Source organism: Cyclobacteriaceae bacterium, from assembly GCA_013141055.1.
Classification (GTDB): domain Bacteria; phylum Bacteroidota; class Bacteroidia; order Cytophagales; family Cyclobacteriaceae; genus ELB16-189.
The window spans coordinates 1,392,998-1,412,198 of record JABFRS010000001.1; the positions used below are offsets into that span (position 1 = coordinate 1,392,998).

Genomic DNA, 19,201 nt, shown 5'->3' on the forward strand with positions numbered 1-19,201 from the left:
ATGGTATTCTCCTAGATTTTATTTTTAGTGTCAATCACAATTGTTACGGGTCCATCATTTAAAAGATTCACCTGCATATCTGCACCAAACTCTCCTGTCTGAACGGGTTTTCCTAACTGATCTGTTAACTGCTTTACAAATTTTTCATAAATAGGAACGGCTATCTCAGGGCGCGCTGCCTTGATGTAAGAAGGTCTGTTTCCCTTCTTTGTGCTTGCCTGCAACGTAAACTGACTCACTGCAATGATATCGCCACCATCATCACGAACACTGACGTTCATCACACCCTGCTCGTCATTGAAAATACGCAGATTAATGATCTTGGACGATAGCCATAAAATATCTTCATCATTATCGGCTTCTTCAATTCCAACAAGGATCAGAAGACCTTTATCGATTCTTGATTTAATTGCACCACTAATTTCAACTGATGCATTTCTAACACGTTGTATGACGGCAATCATCTGTAATCAGAATGATTGCAATTCTCCAGATTCATGAAAAAAACTTCCGGTTCCAGGGGCTTTTGAAATACTAAGCATTGCTCTGGCAACCCTGATGGATTCAATAGCCTTGTATTTTTTGGGAATCACAAAATCAAGAACCTTCATAACGCCTTGCCCAACATTCTCTCCTGCCCGTTCGTCAATTCTTGGTCCTAATAACATGGAGGGTCGAAAAACGTGAAGGGATTCAAAACCAATTTCTGATATCATCCGCTCCACTTCACCCTTTACCCGATTATAAAAAATTGAAGATTTTTCATTAGATCCGAGTGCAGTTACCAGGTAAAAATGCTGAGCTCCCATGCTTTTAGTAATGGTGGCCAATGAAACAGGGTAGCTCAAATCTACTTTGCGGAAAGCTTCCTTTGAGCCGGCCTGTTTGATAGTGGTTCCAAGACAACAGAAAACATCATCCGCTTTCAATTGACTTGTATATTCTTGCATTTTATCAAAGTTGATAACAACATTCTCAAATCTTGCAGAGGATTTTGTTATTGGTTTTCTTGTTACCGCAATGACTTTGCTGTAATAAGTATCCTCAAGCAATAAGTCAAGAAGCTGAGAGCCAATTAAACCGGTAGCTCCAGCGATAATAGCGATCTTCATCAGAAAGTCTGTTGAATTTCTTTCCTTAACTCAGAAAGAGCATGCGAAATAGGCTCTACTTTCTTATCCATGGTGAGTTCAAAGATCTTGCGCGCCAAATCAAGACTTGTTGATTCTGCCTCCATTTGTGACGACGCTTCATTAATAAGAATGGTTAAATCCTCTTTTGCATTCTTGATCATATTCCAGACATCTTCACTCATATAAATCTGCTGAGATACATTGTGATTGTATTCATTTCGGATCTCATCGAGCAGAAGTTTATGAAACTCACGGGCAGAGTATCCCTGATTGTTAAGTCGCAGCAAAAGGTTGGGCGGTGAGATGCGCTCCAGGAACAGACACATTCTTTCATATGCCTGAAGACGATTGGGAAGAATCGTTTCAATGCTACGGGTTCGTATCTCCAGCTTCTTGAGCTCAATCTCTTTAATTATGAAAGAGCGAACCATCAGGTAGACGGCATAAAGGACGAGAGACGCTGGCAACAATATTTTTCCGTATTCAATCAGAGCTTCCATAGAATTATTTGTCCCGTAAAGGTGTTTAAAAATTAGCTAATTTTGAAGGTCTTCAGGGATGTGAGTGCATCGATAACGAAAACTCGCAAGAATCCTTGTTTGTGCACGCAAAAAGCACTCAATTAAACGCGTAGAAAATTATGTTTGATCAGGTAAAGCCCGTGACTCTCTCCTCCAGGGCCGCTGAAGAAGTGCAAAAAATCATGTTTACAAAGAATATTCCTTCTGACTACGGTTTAAGAATTGGAGTAAAAGGTGGTGGTGGTTGTGGTGGAGCAAAACTTATTGTCGGCTTCGACAAGAAACATGATTCAGATATCTCCTATGAAATAAATGGAATTCCGGTCTATGTTGATAAAAAGCATGCTATGTATGTGATCGGAAAAGAGGTTGACTTTTATGAAGGAGATGAAGGAAGAGGGTTTATGTTTGTTGAGCAGGTGAGCGAAAAATCTTAACCGTCAGAGATTTTATCTCTTCTTATTAATCACAACAGACGCCTTCTTACAAACTCCTCCGATCGGCGGATTGAATTTTGAAATACTAACCTGAACTACCTTCGCATCTGTAAACACCTTCAGAATTTCTTCTGCGATCAGGTGACCCACACGCTCCAGTAACTTTGAAGGTTTCTCCATCTCCGCTTTTACCAAGGCATAGACATTTTCATAATTAATCGTTCCAGATAAGTCATCATGAAAGGCAGCTTCCGAAAATTCGGTTTCAATAACTATATCCAACTCGAATTTATTTCCGGAAGAACGCTCATGCGGATACACTCCATGATAGGCGTGAAATTCCAGTCCTTCAAGAATGACTTTTCCGGTCATGCTACTTCATCAAAGAAGGAACGCATAGGCTCTGATTCCTTGATGACAGGCTTTTGAGTTTCGGGCTGCGTTTGTGAGTGAAGATGCTTTCCGTTATTATCATTGGGATACATCGACTTCTTAGCTTCACGTCGGGCTAGTATAAGATGGTCTTCTGGATTAAAATTCTTAGTTGACTGGGTAACGCGATCGGCACGATCCAATGTTTCGTTGGCAAGACGCTTTAAGTCATCCAACAAATTGTTCCGTTGTGACTCCGCTGCCTTATACTGATTAACCAGTTCGCGAAGATTGTCCTCCATTTCTCCAAGCATTTGTCTCGAAGTCATGTCAGCTTCTTCAATTGTATTCTTTGCTTTGTCCTTCGCTTCATTTAAAAGCGCATCTGCACTGATCTGAGCTTCACGTACATAAAGCTCCGCTGATTTCTTGGCCTGATCTACCATGCTTGAGCCGGTGTCTTCTGCAGTCTTCAGCGTTTTAAAGAGTGATGTTTCTACTTCGCGAAGCTTTGAAACCTCACGCTCGCAGGCATCCAGTTTCATCTTAAGTTCTTTGGCTTCATCATTCATTCGTTCCCATTCCTGGGAAAGAGAAAGGAGAAAAGCATTTACTTCATCTTTGTCGTAACCACGGAGAGTTCGCTCAAAAGATTTTTGACGAATTTCTAAAGGTGTGATTTTCATGACGTAGTGGGTTAATGTTTAAAAGTTTAAAAAATTACGTCCCATATGGATATCGTTCGGTCATCACTGGCGCTGACTAACTGATTGTGAAAAGAAGTCCAGAGTAGCTTATTAACGGAAGTTCCGTGTCCAGCGTGTCTAGCCTTGTCAATTACTTTCAGAAGTGTGAGGTCAGCCGCCTGCCAGACCTTAATCGATTTATCCAGGCTGCAAGTTACAAAATGTTTGCCATCCGGACTAAAAACAATGTTATTGATCGCGTACAGATGAGCTACCACCTCCTGATGAAGTGCATAATCGGCATCCGCATTCCATGATTTTAGTCTTGCATCCCTGGATCCACTTAACAAAAACTTAAAATCGGGGGTATAGACGAGGGTAAAAACCGAATTTGAATGAGATTCCCACTCATACTTGCTCTCTAAACTGTCAAGGTCAAATACTCGGATATATTGATCACTATAACCAACGGCGAGCTCTCTTCGGATTGGATTCACCGCGATCGTCCTGGCACTTTTATCCGTTCTGGATAAGGTTTTAAGAATGATCAGACGATCAAGATCTACTACAACAACAGCCCCATCGCCACAGGCTACATAACATATTCTTCCTTCCGTTTGAATATCAAAAATTGCTGCGGAAGAAATTTTCAGGGACCCAATCTCCTTTTTATTCCGCCAGTCAAGCAAATGAATCCCTTCATAATTATGGCCAACTATCAGAATATCCTTAAAGGAAGAATAATGCAGAGCATAAATTGAATTTGGCAATTGAGCAATTCTCTCCCCCTCTTCAGGATGGTTCATATCCCATTGAACCACCATTCCATCACCAGCACTTGAAAAAAATACAGAAGAGTCCCCTGAAGATTGCAGGGTGTAAACACAATCTCGGTGACCCGTAAGTGTGTGCAGCTTTTGTATTTGAATTGCCATGATGAGTCTCTACACAAATTACGTAATCGAATTACATTTAGCGGTTAACTGACACCGGTTAACAGTTACTATCTTTACAGAAAGGTATCTGTAAAATTGAATCAGAATAGGAGATTAACCTAATGCCGCTTCTTAAAATACATTCATTGGGAGAAGAAAAAGCATGGGCCCTTTGGCACATGACGGAGTCAGAATCTGAGCTTTCAGAGATGTTGGAAGAATCATGCCCGGCAGAGATCGTCAATGAAATAAAACGACGAGAATGGCTTTCAGGCAGGAAGTTGATTAGAATTTTATTGGAAAGTCTGGAACTTCAATATTTGGGTTTAACAAAGGATGAATTTGGAAAACCCTTTCTTAAAGGACATCCTCATCAAATATCATTATCTCATTCTTATCCGTATGTTGCCGCCCAAATCGATCGGGATAATTCCGTTGGAATTGATCTGGAGCAGCCAAAGGAAAAGCTGCGAAAAATTGCCCCAAGAGTTTTTAGTAAAATTGAAGTCGACGATGCCGGTGACAATATTGTTAAATTATGTATTTACTGGTGTGCCAAAGAGGCGCTGTATAAGATCTACGGAAAACGGAACCTTCTTTTTACAGATCACCTTTTGATCATGCCCTTTGCAATGGAAAATGAAGGAAGTATTTCCGGGAAAATTCAATTACCAGAAGTTAATACAACGGTTAGTCTCTATTACGTTATTATGAAAGAGTTTGTAATTGTTTATACTGTATAAATGAACTGAGCATGCAAAGGTTTTCTTTTATTTTTTTGTTCATGGTTATGATAACCTTAGGCTCAAAGGCTCAAGTCAGGAATTTCTCTTTGACAAATGTTGTTGATGGATCAACTGTGTCCCTGGAAAGTTATCCATCATGTTCCGGAATGGTAATTGTTTTCACCAGTAATGCATGCCCTTACGATAAATATTATACCGCCAGGTTAAAGCATCTTATCACAACTTATCAGGGCAAGATTCAGTTTCTGCTTATCAATTCTTACACCGAGCCTGAAGAATCAGCAGATAAAATGAAGGCAGCCTATGATGGATGGACTTTACCTGTTCCCTACCTTGCAGATAAGGACCAGGTCGCAATGGAATGCCTGACTGCCAGAAAAAGTCCTGAAGTCTTTCTATTGAAAAGCATCAACGGAAAATATGAAGTAGTGTTCAGTGGGGCTATTGATGACAACGCACAGGTTTCTGCCGCTGTATCTGAAACATATCTACGAGCATCTATTGATAAACTTCTTGCCGGGCAAAAGATAGAACTTACAAATGTCAGACCTGTTGGCTGTACGATAAGAAAGAAATAATGTTATTTCTACTATACCTCAAACTGCTTGGCATTGGTGTGGTTGTTTTTTCAAAGAAAATAATCAACTGGGTCTTTGATATGTATGAATATTTTGAAAAGAGGTCAGAGAAGTAGTAAGGCTTTCTACTCGTTTTAAACTCCCAGATCTCCTCCATCAGAAATCTCCACAAGCAACAATTTTACTTCCTCCGCTTTTGCATGTTCCCCCATTTTTTCAAAGGACATAATCAGATTCCGTAAAGCTCTGCGAATAATCTCAAGACTATCACAGGGTTCAAAAAATGAATTCTGTGGAACAAGGTGCAACTCATTGATATAATTCTCAATGTCCTGCTTTGAGAAGATCAGACCGCGGTTAAAAGCATTGATATAAAACTGATTGTTCTGGTTGTCTTTGTAAGTGAGAATGAAAAGATTTGGAAGATTTACTCCATACACCGGCAATTTCAACTTCTGAGCTACCAACATGTAAATTACACAAAGTGTAATCGGATTACCCTTTCTTGTTTCCAACACAACATTCAACATCGAATTTCCCGGGGAATGAAAATTCTTGGTATTCGCCCCAAATTTTAACTTATTGAATAGTACGCCATTCACAACTTTCACCTGATCATTGGGATAAAGATCGGGTCGGAACTCCAACCATGTTTCGTAATAGATTTGTTCCAGCTCCTGTTTTAGTTTATCAAGCTCCAGATCCGGATATTGATAAGTTGCCACCAGCCACATTGCTGTGAGTAAGTCCTTATCCTCACTCTTGTACCATTCCAGTAAACGATTTTTTAACAATTCATATTGAAGAACATGAATGATATCTTCAATACGTGATTGAAGTGTGGGATTAAAACTCGTCTCCCATTCTTTCTCAAGGTATGGAATGGCTTCACGTCCAAGTGAAAGGATCTTTTCCTCCACGTGCGTAACGACCTGCTTGTCGTCATCGTCAAGTAAAGAAATAAGAGCTTTGATTTCACTTTCCTGCATACCTGAATAACTATTTACGTCTGAATCACCCCTACATTAAACTTCTCTACAGGCGCTTGACTGGCTGCCTCAATCCCTGCTGAAATATACTTTCGGGTATCAAGAGGATCAATGATCGCATCCACCCACAATCTCGCTGCGGCATAATATGGACTTAGCTGCTCGTTATACCTGTCAGTAATCTCTTTCAACAACTGCTCTTCCTCCTGTTTCTCTATTTTCTTCCCCTGCGCCTTCAATGTGCTGATGCGGATTTGCAGCAATGTTTTAGCGGCAGATGCTCCGCTCATTACTGCGATTTGCGCCGTCGGCCAGGCAACTATCAACCGCGGATCATAAGCCTTTCCACACATCGCATAATTCCCTGCACCGTACGAGTTTCCAAGAATCACAGTAAACTTTGGAACGGTTGAATTGGCCATTGCGTTTACCATCTTCGCACCATCCTTTATTATCCCGCCGTGCTCTGCCTTGCTACCAACCATAAAACCACTTACATCCTGAAGGAATAGCAATGGGATCTTTCTTTGATTACAATTCATTATAAAGCGAGCGGCTTTATCCGCAGAGTCAGAATAAATTACTCCACCCATCTGCATCTCACCTTTTTTATTCTTAACCACCTTCCGCTGATTGGCTACAATACCAACAGCCCATCCATCAATTCTGCCATAGCCGCAAATAATGGTCTTTCCATGAAGTGCTTTGTACTCATCAAACTCGGAGTTATCAACCAGGCGTCTGATAATTTCCATCGTATCATGAGGCTTGGATCGATCTGCGGGAAAAATTCCATAAAGTTCCTCAGGTTTTTCCTTGGGTGCCTGTGATTTGATCCTATCAAAGCCTGCATCATGTGCCTTGCCGACTTTATCCATGATGCTCCTGATATAATCTAGACAAGCCTGATCATTCGGAAACTTATTATCAGTGACGCCGGAGATTTCACAATGCGTGGTAGCCCCTCCCAGTGTTTCGTTATCAATCTCTTCGCCAATAGCAGCTTTAACCAAATAGGATCCTGCTAAAAATATGGAACCTGTCTTATCCACGATCATTGCCTCATCCGACATAATCGGAAGATAGGCACCACCGGCAACACAACTTCCCATGATAGCGGCAATCTGCACAATGCCCATCGAAGACATTTTTGCATTGTTTCGAAACTGTCGGCCGAAATGTTCTTTATCAGGAAAAATTTCATCCTGCATAGGAAGAAAAACCCCTGCACTGTCCACCAGGTAAATGATGGGCAAATGATTTTCCATTGCAATCTCCTGAGCTCTTAAGTTTTTCTTTGCCGTGATTGGAAACCATGCTCCTGCTTTTACAGTTGCATCATTTGCAACAATCACACACAAGCGGCCCTTCACACGACCCAATCCAGTAACCACACCACCACCTGGACAACCACCTTGCTCTTTATACATGCCTTCTCCTGCGAGGAGGCCAACTTCTATAAAATCTGAATTTTTATCGATGAGATAATCGATACGTTCACGTGCGGTAAGCTTTCCCTTTTGATGCTGCTCTTCAATTTTCTTTTCACCTCCACCTAAACGAAGTTTCTTTTCTCTTGTCTCCAGCTGGAAACATAATTGCTTAAAAAGATCTTCGTTTCGATTGAATTCTACATCCATGAGGTCTGAGATTGTTACATAAAAAGCAATGGCTTAATTTTTAGCCGCAGCTTTTTTCTTTTCTTCGTCTGCCTTCCTCTTATCTTCATCACGCTTGAGATCACGAACTACTTTTTTACGGCTTTTGCCTAGAGGTGCCGTAAAGTGCTTCGGATAATTGTTTAAATGACTAACCAGGCTATCCATTCTGATCAACAGTCGGTTCATATTTACGTACAGTGAGTCCTCAGTCATGAGTTTACTTACTGTATTATCTCCCTTCTTCAGCCTTCCCAGGGTTTCATTGAGGCTGGTTAATGTTTGCTGAGTTTTTAATATCGTTTTGTTCAATTCCATTCTCTTTAATGAATCTGATAAAACAGCGAAGTTCTTTAAAGTGGGTTTTAATTCAGTAAGAGTAACATTAAGATTGGAAGCGACATCAGAGAAACTTGTGGAAAGTGTTGTGATCTTTCCATTGGCATTGCGCAATGTTGCGTTTAAAAGATTTGGCGTAGCCTGCAGATCTGTAAAAATAGAATCAAGACGCTGAGAAACTTTTGTAAGCCCTTCAATTGCTGTGTTAAATTTACGAAGCGTAGTCTGCAAATTGCTGGCAACAGGTTCGGCTGTTTCCGTGATCTTATCAAACATTCCCTTTGCTACTTCAGAGCGAAGCGTGCTGCCTGCGGGCAGGGGGTTCTTGACATCTCCAATGGAAAGAATAACATATTTACCACCCAATAGCTCACTATCTAAAATTGCTTTTGTAGAATCTCCAAGCTGGATCTTTGAATCAATGTCGATCTCAACCAGCACGCTGTGGGTCTTGTTTTGCATGATCTCAATTTTGCTTACCCGACCCACAGAAAATCCACTCACCTGAACCGGATTGGAAACAGCCAAGTTATCTACATTTTCATAAATGACATAATACTTGGAGGTCGATGAGAAGAAATCGATGCCTTTCAAAAAATTAAATCCAAAATATAACAGGACGATTGCTACCGCCGCAAAAATCCCCACCATCAACTCTTTATTTCTCACGAATATTAATTTATAGATTCTACCTGTGTTTTATAATCTTTAAAAGCCCGATAAATTCCTGAAGCAATCAGATTTTGTCCGGCTTCTTCACTCAGGAATTTTTCTTCCTTGGGATTAGTAAGAAAGCCTACTTCGATCAATACGCTTGGCATTCCTGTACGCCACAAGACCCAGAAAGGCGCTTGCTTTACACCTTTGCTTTTTCGTCCAAGCCGAGTCTTGAATTCAGCTTCTACCTTTCCCGCGAAGTTAAGACTGCTCTCCTGATAAGCGCTCTGCGCAAGGGAAAATAAAATATTTGACTCAGGGCTGTTGGGATCAAATCCTTCATACCGCTCCTGATAATTATCGTCTAGTACAATCACTGAATTCTCGCGTTTGGCAACATCGAGATTTCCACCTGCCTTCTGAAGGCCCATAACATATGTTTCAGTACCATTGATCTCTGCCTTTGACACTGCATTGGCATGGATGCAGATGAAAAGATCAGCCTTATTTTTATTCGCTATGGCTGCCCGCTCGTCAAGGGCAATGTATCGGTCATCCTTCCGGGTATAAATAACCTTCACTCCCGGGATATTTTTTTCTATGTAGGCTCCAACCTTTAAGGCGATCTTCAGCGCCACGTCCTTCTCTTTTAAAGAAATACCTCTGGTGCCCTGATCCTTTCCCCCATGACCGGCATCAATAACGACTATATGGACACCCGTATCAACGCGCCGGGTCACTGCCGAAGAGTTTAGCAAGGTTATTGCTAACAAAAAGAGCTTAGCGCGAATATTCACAGTTGCAGCGATGTGAGGTATTTGACATAAATTCGCACAAAATCGTGAATTTTTCGCTTAAAACTAAATTTTTAGCTGTACCCTTTCCTAACACCACAGTGCGATTTGTAGGTATTTTTTTTCTTTTAATAACAGTAATCTCCTCATACGGTCAGGTTGAGAAACCTGTTGCGTCGCCCAAAGGTGATTTAAAGACCCTTCCCAAGGATTCTATAGGCTTAAAACAAGATACCGCCCGGGTAAAAAGTGATTCCCTTGCAAGAAAAAAGAAAGGTGACATTGAAACGACGATCAATTATTCTGCCCGTGATTCCATCAACTCAAGTCTGGATCGCAAAATCGTTCACCTCTATGGCGATGCAAAAATCAAGTACGGAGAGGTTGAGCTGATCGCAGAAGAAATAACTATTGACTATGAGCAGTCTACCATCACGGCTAACGGAAGGCAGGATACTCTAGGTCGATGGATTGGTTATCCTATTTTCACCAATTCAGGTGAAAAATATGAGACCAAAAAAATGATCTATAACATTAAAACAAAGAAGGCACTCATTACTGAAGTTGTCACAAAACAAGGCGAGGGATTTCTCCACGGACAAGCAGTATTCAAAAATGAAAAGAACGAACTACTTAGCTTACGCAACGCTTACACCACCTGTGATCTCGCTCATCCTCATTATCAGATCATAGCATCCAAAGCAAAAGCAATACCCGGAGATAAAATAGTAGTAGGTCCTTTTCATATGGAATTCAATGACGTTCCCTTACCACTAGGATTTGCTTTCGGAATTTTCCCCTCTCCACGACAAAGCAGTTCAGGAATTATTGTTCCTGCTTATGGAGAAGAGAACAACAGAGGATTTTTTCTGAGAAATGGTGGATATTTCTTTGATATCAGTGATTACTTCAAGCTCCAACTTACTGGAGATATTTACTCAAAAGGATCCTCCGGACTTTATATCAATACAAGCTACCGCTCACGCTACAGCTACAGCGGAAATTTTAACTTCAGTTACACCAATAATCGTCTTACCAGCAACATTGAAGATCCCAACACTGTAAAAGATTTTCGTGTAACCTGGAGTCATACGCCATTAAGTCGTGGAAGCGGAAGATTCTCCGCTTCTGTTAATGCTGCAACTGCATCTTATAATCTCAGTAATTTCTTGCCTCTTGCTTCTAATTCTACCACCAACAGAATTGATGCAACAAGTCGAAAATTAAGTTCCAACATTTCCTATTCAAAAACTTTCGGATCGATTGCAACACTTGGTATCAATTATAGAATCAACCAGGATCTTATAACCAAGCAGGTTGACATGCCATTGCCTGATCTTAGCTTTAACCTTAACAATCTTTATCCTTTGAAGAAAGTCTCTGAAAGCATGATCTTTCAGAATCTTTCTATGCGTTATACAATGACTGCCACCAATCAGATCACCAATAATCTTGGAAGGATCGATATAAACGGTACCCGTCAGCCTTATCTTGATCTATCTGGTAACCCTATCACCCACGACAGTATTGCTCCCTTCAATTTTACCAACCTTCCAACTTTCATTCGCAATGCCAATAAAGGCGTGCGTCACACTATCCCTCTCTCAACTTCTTTCAAGTTTTTGAATTTCTTCACGATCAGTCCAAGTTTCAATTATGATGAGATATGGTATTTTGACAAAACTCGCTGGAAATTATCTGATGATAGTACTGCTGCAGTAATTGACAGAAAGGAGCAAGGATTTAACAGACTGGTGACTTATTCCACCAGTGTGAATCTTACAACACGCATTTATGGAACTTACTTTTTTAAGAGAGCTTATGGGGTTCAAGCCATACGACACATCATTAATCCAACGATAGGTTATAGTTATACACCCAATTTTGCAGATCCAAAGTATGAGTACTTTGATGTGTTGCGCCTTAAAAATGCAAAGTATGACACTTATAAATCTGTCCACGAGGGATATACTTATGGCGGAGCAAGAACGGGCACGAGCTCTGTATTGAGCTTTGGGATCAATAACACCATTGAGATGAAGGTTAAAAGCAAGAAAGACACGGTCGCTAAGAAGATACCAATATTTAACACCCTTTCCATTAACAGTGGATACAACTTCGCCGCAGATTCATTCAGACTACAACCCTTTAGTCTAGCAGCCAATACAAATGTTCTGAACGATAAGCTAAACGTGAACTTAAGTGCTGTGCTGGATCCTTATCAGTATGTTAAAATCTATGAGCAGGCCAAATATGATTCCGTTGTGGCAGTTGGTGGCAGTGATCTTGCCAACCGAACACAGGTAGTTGAAATTCAAACGCGTAACTATGCATGGGAAAGTACTCAGGCAATTCCCTTTAGAGTTATTAAAGAATCAAATTTTGGCATTGGCAGAATTACCAGCGCTAATCTTGCACTCAGCACAAACTTCAGTTCAAAAGGACAGAAAAAGGATAATGATACTCGGGATAAGATCTTAAAATCAAATGCTCCCCCGGCAGAGAAACAGTATCTTATTCAAAATCCGGACTCGTATGTTGATTTTGATATTCCATGGAATCTAAGGCTAAGCTATAACGCCAATTATTCTCATTCTGTAAATAGCACTCCTAAGGTTACTCAATCATTAAGATTCAATGGAGATTTCAGCCTTACAAAAGCATGGAAGGTGACTTACAATTCCGGATATGACTTCGAGGCTAAAGAGATTACAACAACTCAATTAGGTATTACCCGTGACCTTCATTGCTGGACTGTCAACTTAAGCTGGGTTCCGTTTGGAAGATTCACTTCCTACACTTTCTTTATAGGTGTAAAATCTTCCCTTTTGAAGGATCTTAAGCTTAACAGAACCCGTTCCTTCTACGATCTTTAAGGTCTTATTTCTTTTGCCAGGATTCTATTTCAGGAAGTGTTATTGGAGCTATTTCAAGTTTTAGCTTTTTTCTCATTCCGCCCATATCATTCAGAAGTTTGGATGGCTTGATCTCGCGTAGTTGCTCTACAGATGCAATATTCAATTTTTGAAGAAGTGGGATTAATTCTTCTCTCACTCCTGCTTCCTTGAATTCCTGATTATCTCCTGCAGCTGTATGCTTCTCCGGTTTCATCTGAGGAAAGAAAATCACATCCTGAATAGATGGAGAATTCGTCATGATCATGGAAAGACGATCTATACCAATTCCCAATCCGGCTGTAGGGGGCATACCAAATTCCAACGCTCTTAAAAAATCCTCGTCCAATGTCATTGCCTCTTCGTCTCCACGCTTGCCCAGCTCGATCTGATCCTCAAATCGCTGACGCTGATCAATGGGATCATTGAGTTCAGAAAATGCATTACAGATCTCCTTGCTATTGCAGATAGCTTCAAATCTTTCAACAAGACCCGGTTTGCTCCTATGCTTCTTTGCAAGCGGTGACATCTCAACCGGATAATCGGTAATGAAGGTTGGCTGGATCAGCAAAGGCTCACACTTTTCGCCAAAGATCTGATCAATGAGTTTTCCCTTACCCATAGTGGCATCATTGGGGATATTCAGATCCTTACAAACTTTTAAAAGTCCCTCTTCATTCATTGAAGAGATATCAATTCCTGTAAAGTGATGAATGGCCTCAAACATTGTGAAGCGCTTCCAGGGTCTTTTAAAATTCAGAACATTGTCACCAACCTTAACTTCTGTTGTGCCGTGAAGATCAATCGCTACCTTCTCAACCATCTCTTCCACAAGATTCATCATCCAGTGATAATCTTTATAGGCAACATACAATTCCATTTGTGTGAATTCAGGATTGTGAAAGCGCGACATGCCTTCATTCCGGAAATCCTTAGAAAACTCATACACTCCACTGAATCCACCAACAATCAGTCTTTTAAGATATAGCTCATTTGCAATACGCAGGTACAGCGTCATGTCCAGCGTATTGTGATGCGTCTTGAATGGTCGCGCCAACGCTCCTCCGTAGAGTGGCTGTAAGATAGGTGTCTCAACTTCCAGATAACCTTGTGTATTGAGATACCCTCTCATGGAGTTGACAAGCTTCGTACGATTAATGAATGCAGCCCGCACTTCCGGGTTAACCACCAGATCAACATAACGCATACGGTATCGTTGCTCTGGATCAGTGAATGCAGCATGACGGTGAACAGTTCCTTGCTCATCTGTTGTTTCTTTTACAACCGGGAGTGGCCGCAATGATTTTGAAAGGATCGTTAGAGTATTTGCATGGATGGAAGTCTCTCCGGTTTGTGTAACAAAAACAAATCCCGTGACGCCAATAATGTCTCCGATGTCCAATAGTTTTTTGAAAACCGTGTTATAAAGTGTCTTGTCTTCACCAGGAGCGATGTCATCTCTTCTGAAATAGACCTGGATCTTCCCATGCTCGTCCTGAAGTTCTGCAAAAGAGGCATTTCCCATGATACGACGGTTCATGATCCTTCCGGCGAAAGAAACGTTTTTAAACGCCTCAGGCGCGGTAGGAAACTTCTCAAAAATTTCCTGAGAAGAGGTGCTGATTTCAAATAAGTCTGCTGGATAGGGATTAATTCCCAACTTTTGAAGTTCCTCGAGGCCCTGCCTTCTGATAATTTCCTGTTCGCTTAACTGCATGTGCTTTTTACAAGTAAAAACCGCCTTTTTAACGGTGGGGCAAAAATAGAGGAAATTGACAATGAATTAATTACGAAATCAGGCTTTGTGATTTTTTCGCCTTGTCAGTTCTTTCCGGATAAGAGATAATTCCCGGCTGCTCTGACCTGCAACTGAAGTATTTTCTGCCGCTCTTCTCAGGAGATATGGCATTACTGCCTCTACCGGACCATATGGAACATACTTCGCAACATTATAACCTGCTTTCGCGAGGTTAAAAGAAATGTTGTCACTCATTCCCAACAGTTGAGCAAACCATACATGGTCATCATTAGGCTTCATGTTGTATTTCTCCATTAGAAGCGTTAGATAATGATTGCTATACTCATTATGCGATCCACATACAACCGAAATTCTTTGCTTGTTATCGATGCAGAAAGAAAGAGCAGTATTAAAAGCATCATCCGTTAATTGCTTAGACGCATGAATGGGATTTGGATATCCGCTCTTTTCAGCTCTGGCAGCTTCTTTCTCCATGTAAGCACCTCTTACAAGTTTTACTCCCAATTGATAATTGTGCATAGCTGCCGAATGAAAAGCCATCTTCAAATTCTCAAGCATATCCGTACGATACAATTGAAACGTGTTGAATACAATCGCTTTCTGCGAATTATACTTTGCCATCATCTCATAGGCAAGCATATCGATTGGTGACTGAATCCAGGTTTCTTCCGCATCTACCAAAACAGGAATACCGGTAGCATGCGCCTTTGAACATATTTTATCTACACGCTGTCTTACTTTTTCAAATTGATTTTTCTCCTCCTTATCTAAAGTCAATCCGGATTGTATCTTTTCCAACAACGTTGCACTTGCTAGTCCAGTGACTTTAAAAACACAAAAGGGTATGTTGTGCGATTGAACTGCTCTTTCAAATGTATTCAATACCTCTTCTGTTGTCAGATCAAAGCCCTTCTCTGTTTTCTCGCCTTCAATAGAATAGTCAAGGATCGTCTTGACATTATAATCTCCCAGTTGCTTTACTGTCTTTTCAGTTCGCTCAATGGTTTCACCACCGCAGAAATGTTGAAATACCGTGGATCGCACAATACCTTTTATCGGAAGCTTCAGAAACATTCCCAATTTGACAGCGCTCGTAGATACCTTGGAAATAAAAGGGTTGTTTACAACGGTAAAAATAAAATTGGCCCTTTTTAATTCACTATCAGATTTATAGCGAAAGGCGGTGGCTGTATCGTCGAACCTCTCCAGGGGGTCAATTTCCATGTAACAAATTTAAGGACTCAAATATAGTAGTGGATTCTATTTTACAGACGGTTCTTAATAAAATGAGTCTGCCGATAATCAGAATATGGGGTAATAATTCTATTATTTTTGATCTTTAAAGTATATGATCCAAACTAAAATTCAAGCAGGCACCCTCATATCAAAAAGCTATTTTAAAGCCTATTCTTCAATTGCTGTTCTGGTTGATGAAAACACCCGACGCCATTGCTACGATGGATTGATTGATAAATTGCCAAAACACGGATTAATTGAGATTAAAAGTGGCGAAGAAAATAAGACGCTGGCAACGGCTCAGGTGATCTGGCAAAAGATGACGGATCTGGGACTGGATAGACATTCTCTTCTTGTTATTATTGGTGGAGGAGTTCTGGGAGATATGGGAGGCTTTTGCGCTGCTACCTTCAAAAGAGGTATAGATTTTCTGCTGGTTCCCACAACACTCCTTTCTCAGGTTGATGCGAGCATCGGAGGAAAGCTTGCAATTGATTTTGGATCTTATAAAAATCACATAGGCATTTTTCAACAGCCTGTCACAACTCACATTGCTACCGATTTTTTGAAGACGCTTTCGACAGAAGAATTAAGGTCCGGGTTTGCAGAAGTCATCAAGCATTGCATCATAGCTGATAAAGCGATGTGGAAAAAGATTTCAAAGCGATCACTCAACACTCAGGATTGGTTAAAACTCGTCAAGCATTCCGTTAAGATTAAAAGTCTTGTAGTAAAAAAAGATCCTAAGGAAAAAGGACTTAGAAAAATTCTGAACTTCGGCCACACTATCGGGCACGCACTGGAGGGATATTTTCTTACGTCCGGCAAACGAATCCTTCATGGAGAAGCCATCGCAATCGGTATGGTCATGGAATCATACATTGCTAATCGTAGAAAACTGCTTTCCAGCAATGACCTAAAGGAAATTACGGGCTACATTCTGTCTGTATATGGCCGTATCGACCTTCCGGGAACGGAAGCCTGGATTCCATTATTAAAGCATGACAAGAAAAATAAAGGAAACAAGATATTAATGGCTCTTCCAAAACAGCTTGGAAAAGCCACATGGGATGTGGTGGTCAGCGCGAAAGAAATCCGCGAATCATTGGATTACTACCGGTCATTTTAAACATAGTGAGCATCATCCTCAAGAACTACCTTTTCCTGCTTGTTCTTGAGAGTGCGCTTCAACCCATTAGCGTTACGAACGATGAATTCCTTCGTCTTTTTTTTCCGATCGCCCGTAAGCAACCAGGCCGCCAACAATGCTCCTCCGGCTATTCCAATACCAATCGCAACTTTGCGTGTTGTACTCATATCGGTCTTAACTACTTTTGATTTTAAATGGTTTCACAAAATAATAAAATCGTCAAAAAAAGTCGCTGCTTTTTATATGACGGCAAAACATTCTAATAAACTCCTAACGACTTGAGCACTCGCATTGATATAGTAAAGAATTCTTCACTACTAGGAAACGTTCGTTCGCTTCCTTCTTCTAAAAGTCTGAGCAATCGTGCACTGATCATTAATGCACTCACCGAGCATAAGGGAACCCTTGAAAACCTTTCTACGGCAAGAGATACTCAATTGATGCACGCGCTTCTTCACAGCAATGAAAGTGTTATTGATGTGATGGACGCCGGCACAACAATGCGTTTTCTAACGGCCTATTTCAGTGTGACAGGCAGGTCCAAAATGCTGACCGGGAGTGATCGAATGAAAGAAAGGCCTATCCATCTGCTGGTTGACGCTCTTCGAAAAATTGGTGTATCCATCGATTATAAGGGAAAAGAGGGCTTTCCTCCTATCGAAACAAAAGGCTTTGCGCGACAATTGACAAACCGGATTTCTATCCGCGGAGACGTCAGCAGTCAGTTCATATCTGCTCTGATGATGACTGCTCCTACCCTTCCAGAGGGACTTACAATTGATCTGGAAGGAAAAATCGGAAGTTTACCTTATCTGATGATGACCGCCGAACTTATGGCTTTGTTTGGCATCCGGCCGGAAATGTCAGAACAGCAGATTAGGATTGCGCCGGGCCAATACAAACCCGCGTTTTACAGGGTGGAGCCAGATTGGTCTGCAGCAAGCTATTGGTTTGGATTCACTGCATTGGCTACGTCCGCTGAAATATTACTACCTGATGTGGATTCCTTCGCCCTGCAGGGTGACAGGGTCATAGTTGACATTATGAGTCAACTTGGTGTGGAAGCAGCCTTTAACAAAGAAGGATTGCGTCTTACAAAATCAAAATCTCAAACGGAGAAGCTGATATGGGATTTCACAAATTGCCCTGACCTTGCTCAGACCATTCTTCCTGTGTGTGCAGTTAAAAATATTCCGGGGGAATTCACGGGACTTGAAAGCCTGCGAATTAAAGAAACTGATCGCATCGCTGCTCTTCAGGCAGAGTTGATCAAGGTTGGAGCCCAGTTTATTGAAGATCAAAATCAATGGAGATTAATTCCTGGAAAGATTCCAACCACAAAACCAGTTATCGAAACATACCATGACCATCGCATGGCAATGGGATTTGCTCCTCTTGCAACTCAAATGGATATTTCTATTCAGGTTCCCGATGTAGTAAGAAAATCATATCCTACTTTTTGGGATGATATGAAGGGACTAGGATTCAGCCTAAAGATCAATAGCTGATAAACCCCGATTAGTTGCATCTCCAAATACAGATTTGAAGTAATCCGGCGCAAGTTTCATTCTACTTCCATACCAGGAAAACATTTCACCGTCCACCAGGATGATCTTCGCATTGGGCAAGATCTGTTGTATCTCAGGAATGTGTTTCTCAGAAAAAGGGAATGGCTCACTGGATAACAGAACTATTGAAGGGTTTAAACACTGGAGATCGGAGATGGAAAGTTCAGGATAACGATCGTGATCAGTTAAAACATTGGTGAATCCTATTTTTTCCAGCATTGAGTGAATGAAAGTTCTACTGGCAACACCCATCCATGGATTCCTCCACATGAGATAGAGAATTCGCTCTGATTTAAATGTTCCAAGTCTTTTGAAAGCCTGATCAATCTCCTTAACAATTTTGATTCCCTCAAACTTCCTATTGGTTATCCGGGCGACTGACCGGATCATATTAGTGGCATCATAAATTGTTATAATGTCACTCATCCAAACAGGAAAGTTCTTCTGCAATGTTGCTATTCCCTCTTCGTAGTTCTCTTCTTTATTTCCAATGATGAGATCGGGATTTAGTCGCTCAATAACATCAAAATGAAAGTTTTTTGTCCCTCCTATAATTGTTTTTGATTTTATCCAACGATTCGGGTGAACGCAGAATTTTGTGATGCCAACAACTTGCTCATTAAGACCAAGATCGAATAGCAATTCTGTTTGCGAAGGAACGAGAGAAATGATTCGCTGAGGCGGCTGGAGAAAAACAAAGCCGTTACCCATTTGATCGAGAGTGCTGGGCTTTGTCATAAACTTATATA

Annotated in this window: 20 protein-coding genes; 6 read left to right on the top strand and 14 right to left on the bottom strand. The window is 41.0% G+C overall.

Annotated elements, in window-relative coordinates:
- Positions 1-11 precede the first annotated feature (11 nt).
- From HOP08_06075 to HOP08_06085, 3 genes are read right to left on the bottom strand one after another with little or no spacing between them, the layout of a single operon-like run.
- Positions 12-464 (bottom strand): D-tyrosyl-tRNA(Tyr) deacylase, encoded by a 453-nt coding sequence (locus tag HOP08_06075; protein ID NOT74478.1) that lies wholly within the window; start codon positions 462-464, stop codon positions 12-14.
- A 6-nt stretch (positions 465-470) separates the two neighbouring features.
- Positions 471-1,112, bottom strand: coding sequence for an oxidoreductase (locus tag HOP08_06080; GenBank protein NOT74479.1), 642 nt, complete (start codon positions 1,110-1,112; stop codon positions 471-473).
- Positions 1,112-1,633 carry a hypothetical protein gene (locus tag HOP08_06085; GenBank protein NOT74480.1) on the bottom strand — a complete coding sequence of 174 codons (522 nt, stop codon included), beginning with the start codon at positions 1,631-1,633 and terminating at the stop codon, positions 1,112-1,114. The genes HOP08_06080 and HOP08_06085 overlap by 1 nt, the downstream gene beginning before the upstream one ends.
- 140 nt (positions 1,634-1,773) lie before the next feature.
- Here HOP08_06085 and HOP08_06090 point away from each other — a divergent pair, with 140 nt between their 5' ends.
- Positions 1,774-2,091: an iron-sulfur cluster assembly accessory protein gene (locus HOP08_06090; GenBank protein ID NOT74481.1), complete on the top strand. Its 318-nt coding sequence runs from the start codon at positions 1,774-1,776 to the stop codon at positions 2,089-2,091.
- Positions 2,092-2,103: 12 nt separating this feature from the next.
- Here the strand turns inward: HOP08_06090 and folB are convergent, their stop codons facing one another.
- The 3 genes from folB to HOP08_06105 are packed head-to-tail and all read right to left on the bottom strand — an operon-like array spanning position 2,104 to position 4,084.
- The gene (gene folB / locus HOP08_06095; GenBank protein ID NOT74482.1) at positions 2,104-2,463 is read right to left on the bottom strand and encodes a dihydroneopterin aldolase; all 360 of its coding nucleotides are present in this window, start codon (positions 2,461-2,463) and stop codon (positions 2,104-2,106) included.
- Positions 2,460-3,149, bottom strand: coding sequence for a DivIVA domain-containing protein (locus HOP08_06100; GenBank protein ID NOT74483.1), 690 nt, complete (start codon positions 3,147-3,149; stop codon positions 2,460-2,462). The genes folB and HOP08_06100 overlap by 4 nt, the downstream gene beginning before the upstream one ends.
- 26 nt (positions 3,150-3,175) lie before the next feature.
- A complete protein-coding gene (locus tag HOP08_06105) occupies positions 3,176-4,084 on the bottom strand; it encodes a WD40 repeat domain-containing protein (protein NOT74484.1) in 909 nt (302 codons plus the stop codon).
- Between the two features lie 122 nt (positions 4,085-4,206).
- On the opposite strand from HOP08_06105, the gene HOP08_06110 reads away from it, so the two are divergent.
- Positions 4,207-4,827 (top strand): 4'-phosphopantetheinyl transferase superfamily protein, encoded by a 621-nt coding sequence (locus HOP08_06110; GenBank protein ID NOT74485.1) that lies wholly within the window; start codon positions 4,207-4,209, stop codon positions 4,825-4,827.
- Between the two features lie 41 nt (positions 4,828-4,868).
- Positions 4,869-5,408, top strand: coding sequence for a redoxin domain-containing protein (locus HOP08_06115; GenBank protein NOT74486.1), 540 nt, complete (start codon positions 4,869-4,871; stop codon positions 5,406-5,408).
- A 134-nt stretch (positions 5,409-5,542) separates the two neighbouring features.
- On the opposite strand, the gene HOP08_06120 is transcribed toward HOP08_06115, so the two are convergent.
- The 4 genes from HOP08_06120 to HOP08_06135 are packed head-to-tail and all read right to left on the bottom strand — an operon-like array spanning position 5,543 to position 9,848.
- Positions 5,543-6,397, bottom strand: coding sequence for a hypothetical protein (locus tag HOP08_06120; GenBank protein NOT74487.1), 855 nt, complete (start codon positions 6,395-6,397; stop codon positions 5,543-5,545).
- Between the two features lie 14 nt (positions 6,398-6,411).
- Entirely contained in the window at positions 6,412-8,037 is a 1,626-nt protein-coding gene (locus HOP08_06125; GenBank protein ID NOT74488.1) for an acyl-CoA carboxylase subunit beta, read from the bottom strand.
- Between the two features lie 33 nt (positions 8,038-8,070).
- Positions 8,071-9,063, bottom strand: a complete 993-nt coding sequence (locus HOP08_06130; protein ID NOT74489.1) for an MCE family protein — start codon at positions 9,061-9,063, stop codon at positions 8,071-8,073.
- 5 nt (positions 9,064-9,068) lie between these two features.
- A complete protein-coding gene (locus HOP08_06135; protein NOT74490.1) occupies positions 9,069-9,848 on the bottom strand; it encodes an N-acetylmuramoyl-L-alanine amidase in 780 nt (259 codons plus the stop codon).
- Between the two features lie 44 nt (positions 9,849-9,892).
- Here HOP08_06135 and HOP08_06140 point away from each other — a divergent pair, with 44 nt between their 5' ends.
- On the top strand, positions 9,893-12,721 hold the full coding sequence (locus HOP08_06140) for an LPS-assembly protein LptD (protein NOT74491.1): 2,829 nt from the start codon (positions 9,893-9,895) through the stop codon (positions 12,719-12,721).
- 4 nt (positions 12,722-12,725) lie between these two features.
- Here the strand turns inward: HOP08_06140 and lysS are convergent, their stop codons facing one another.
- Positions 12,726-14,456 carry a lysine--tRNA ligase gene (lysS, locus tag HOP08_06145; protein ID NOT74492.1) on the bottom strand — a complete coding sequence of 577 codons (1,731 nt, stop codon included), beginning with the start codon at positions 14,454-14,456 and terminating at the stop codon, positions 12,726-12,728.
- A 78-nt stretch (positions 14,457-14,534) separates the two neighbouring features.
- Positions 14,535-15,722, bottom strand: coding sequence for a proline dehydrogenase (locus HOP08_06150; protein ID NOT74493.1), 1,188 nt, complete (start codon positions 15,720-15,722; stop codon positions 14,535-14,537).
- A gap of 124 nt (positions 15,723-15,846) precedes the next feature.
- Between HOP08_06150 and aroB the strand changes: the two genes are divergently transcribed.
- Positions 15,847-16,863, top strand: coding sequence for a 3-dehydroquinate synthase (gene aroB, locus HOP08_06155; protein NOT74494.1), 1,017 nt, complete (start codon positions 15,847-15,849; stop codon positions 16,861-16,863).
- Here aroB and HOP08_06160 read toward each other — a convergent pair.
- Positions 16,860-17,051: a hypothetical protein gene (locus HOP08_06160; GenBank protein NOT74495.1), complete on the bottom strand. Its 192-nt coding sequence runs from the start codon at positions 17,049-17,051 to the stop codon at positions 16,860-16,862. The two genes, aroB and HOP08_06160, sit on opposite strands and share 4 nt — an antisense overlap.
- A 123-nt stretch (positions 17,052-17,174) precedes the next feature.
- On the opposite strand from HOP08_06160, the gene HOP08_06165 reads away from it, so the two are divergent.
- Positions 17,175-18,392, top strand: a complete 1,218-nt coding sequence (locus tag HOP08_06165; GenBank protein ID NOT74496.1) for a 3-phosphoshikimate 1-carboxyvinyltransferase — start codon at positions 17,175-17,177, stop codon at positions 18,390-18,392.
- Here the strand turns inward: HOP08_06165 and HOP08_06170 are convergent.
- A complete protein-coding gene (locus HOP08_06170; protein NOT74497.1) occupies positions 18,375-19,190 on the bottom strand; it encodes an ABC transporter substrate-binding protein in 816 nt (271 codons plus the stop codon). The genes HOP08_06165 and HOP08_06170 overlap by 18 nt on opposite strands.
- Between the last annotated feature and the right edge of the window lie 11 nt (positions 19,191-19,201).

Coding starts and splice junctions, on each gene's coding strand:
- HOP08_06075 (NOT74478.1), bottom strand. CDS start 464: ATGATTGCCGTCATACAACGTGTTAGAAATGCATCAGTTGAAATTAGT.
- HOP08_06080 (NOT74479.1), bottom strand. CDS start 1,112: ATGAAGATCGCTATTATCGCTGGAGCTACCGGTTTAATTGGCTCTCAG.
- HOP08_06085 (NOT74480.1), bottom strand. CDS start 1,633: ATGGAAGCTCTGATTGAATACGGAAAAATATTGTTGCCAGCGTCTCTC.
- HOP08_06090 (NOT74481.1), top strand. CDS start 1,774: ATGTTTGATCAGGTAAAGCCCGTGACTCTCTCCTCCAGGGCCGCTGAA.
- folB (NOT74482.1), bottom strand. CDS start 2,463: ATGACCGGAAAAGTCATTCTTGAAGGACTGGAATTTCACGCCTATCAT.
- HOP08_06100 (NOT74483.1), bottom strand. CDS start 3,149: ATGAAAATCACACCTTTAGAAATTCGTCAAAAATCTTTTGAGCGAACT.
- HOP08_06105 (NOT74484.1), bottom strand. CDS start 4,084: ATGGCAATTCAAATACAAAAGCTGCACACACTTACGGGTCACCGAGAT.
- HOP08_06110 (NOT74485.1), top strand. CDS start 4,207: ATGCCGCTTCTTAAAATACATTCATTGGGAGAAGAAAAAGCATGGGCC.
- HOP08_06115 (NOT74486.1), top strand. CDS start 4,869: ATGGTTATGATAACCTTAGGCTCAAAGGCTCAAGTCAGGAATTTCTCT.
- HOP08_06120 (NOT74487.1), bottom strand. CDS start 6,397: ATGCAGGAAAGTGAAATCAAAGCTCTTATTTCTTTACTTGACGATGAC.
- HOP08_06125 (NOT74488.1), bottom strand. CDS start 8,037: ATGGATGTAGAATTCAATCGAAACGAAGATCTTTTTAAGCAATTATGT.
- lysS (NOT74492.1), bottom strand. CDS start 14,456: ATGCAGTTAAGCGAACAGGAAATTATCAGAAGGCAGGGCCTCGAGGAA.
- HOP08_06150 (NOT74493.1), bottom strand. CDS start 15,722: ATGGAAATTGACCCCCTGGAGAGGTTCGACGATACAGCCACCGCCTTT.
- aroB (NOT74494.1), top strand. CDS start 15,847: ATGATCCAAACTAAAATTCAAGCAGGCACCCTCATATCAAAAAGCTAT.
- HOP08_06160 (NOT74495.1), bottom strand. CDS start 17,051: ATGAGTACAACACGCAAAGTTGCGATTGGTATTGGAATAGCCGGAGGA.
- HOP08_06170 (NOT74497.1), bottom strand. CDS start 19,190: ATGACAAAGCCCAGCACTCTCGATCAAATGGGTAACGGCTTTGTTTTT.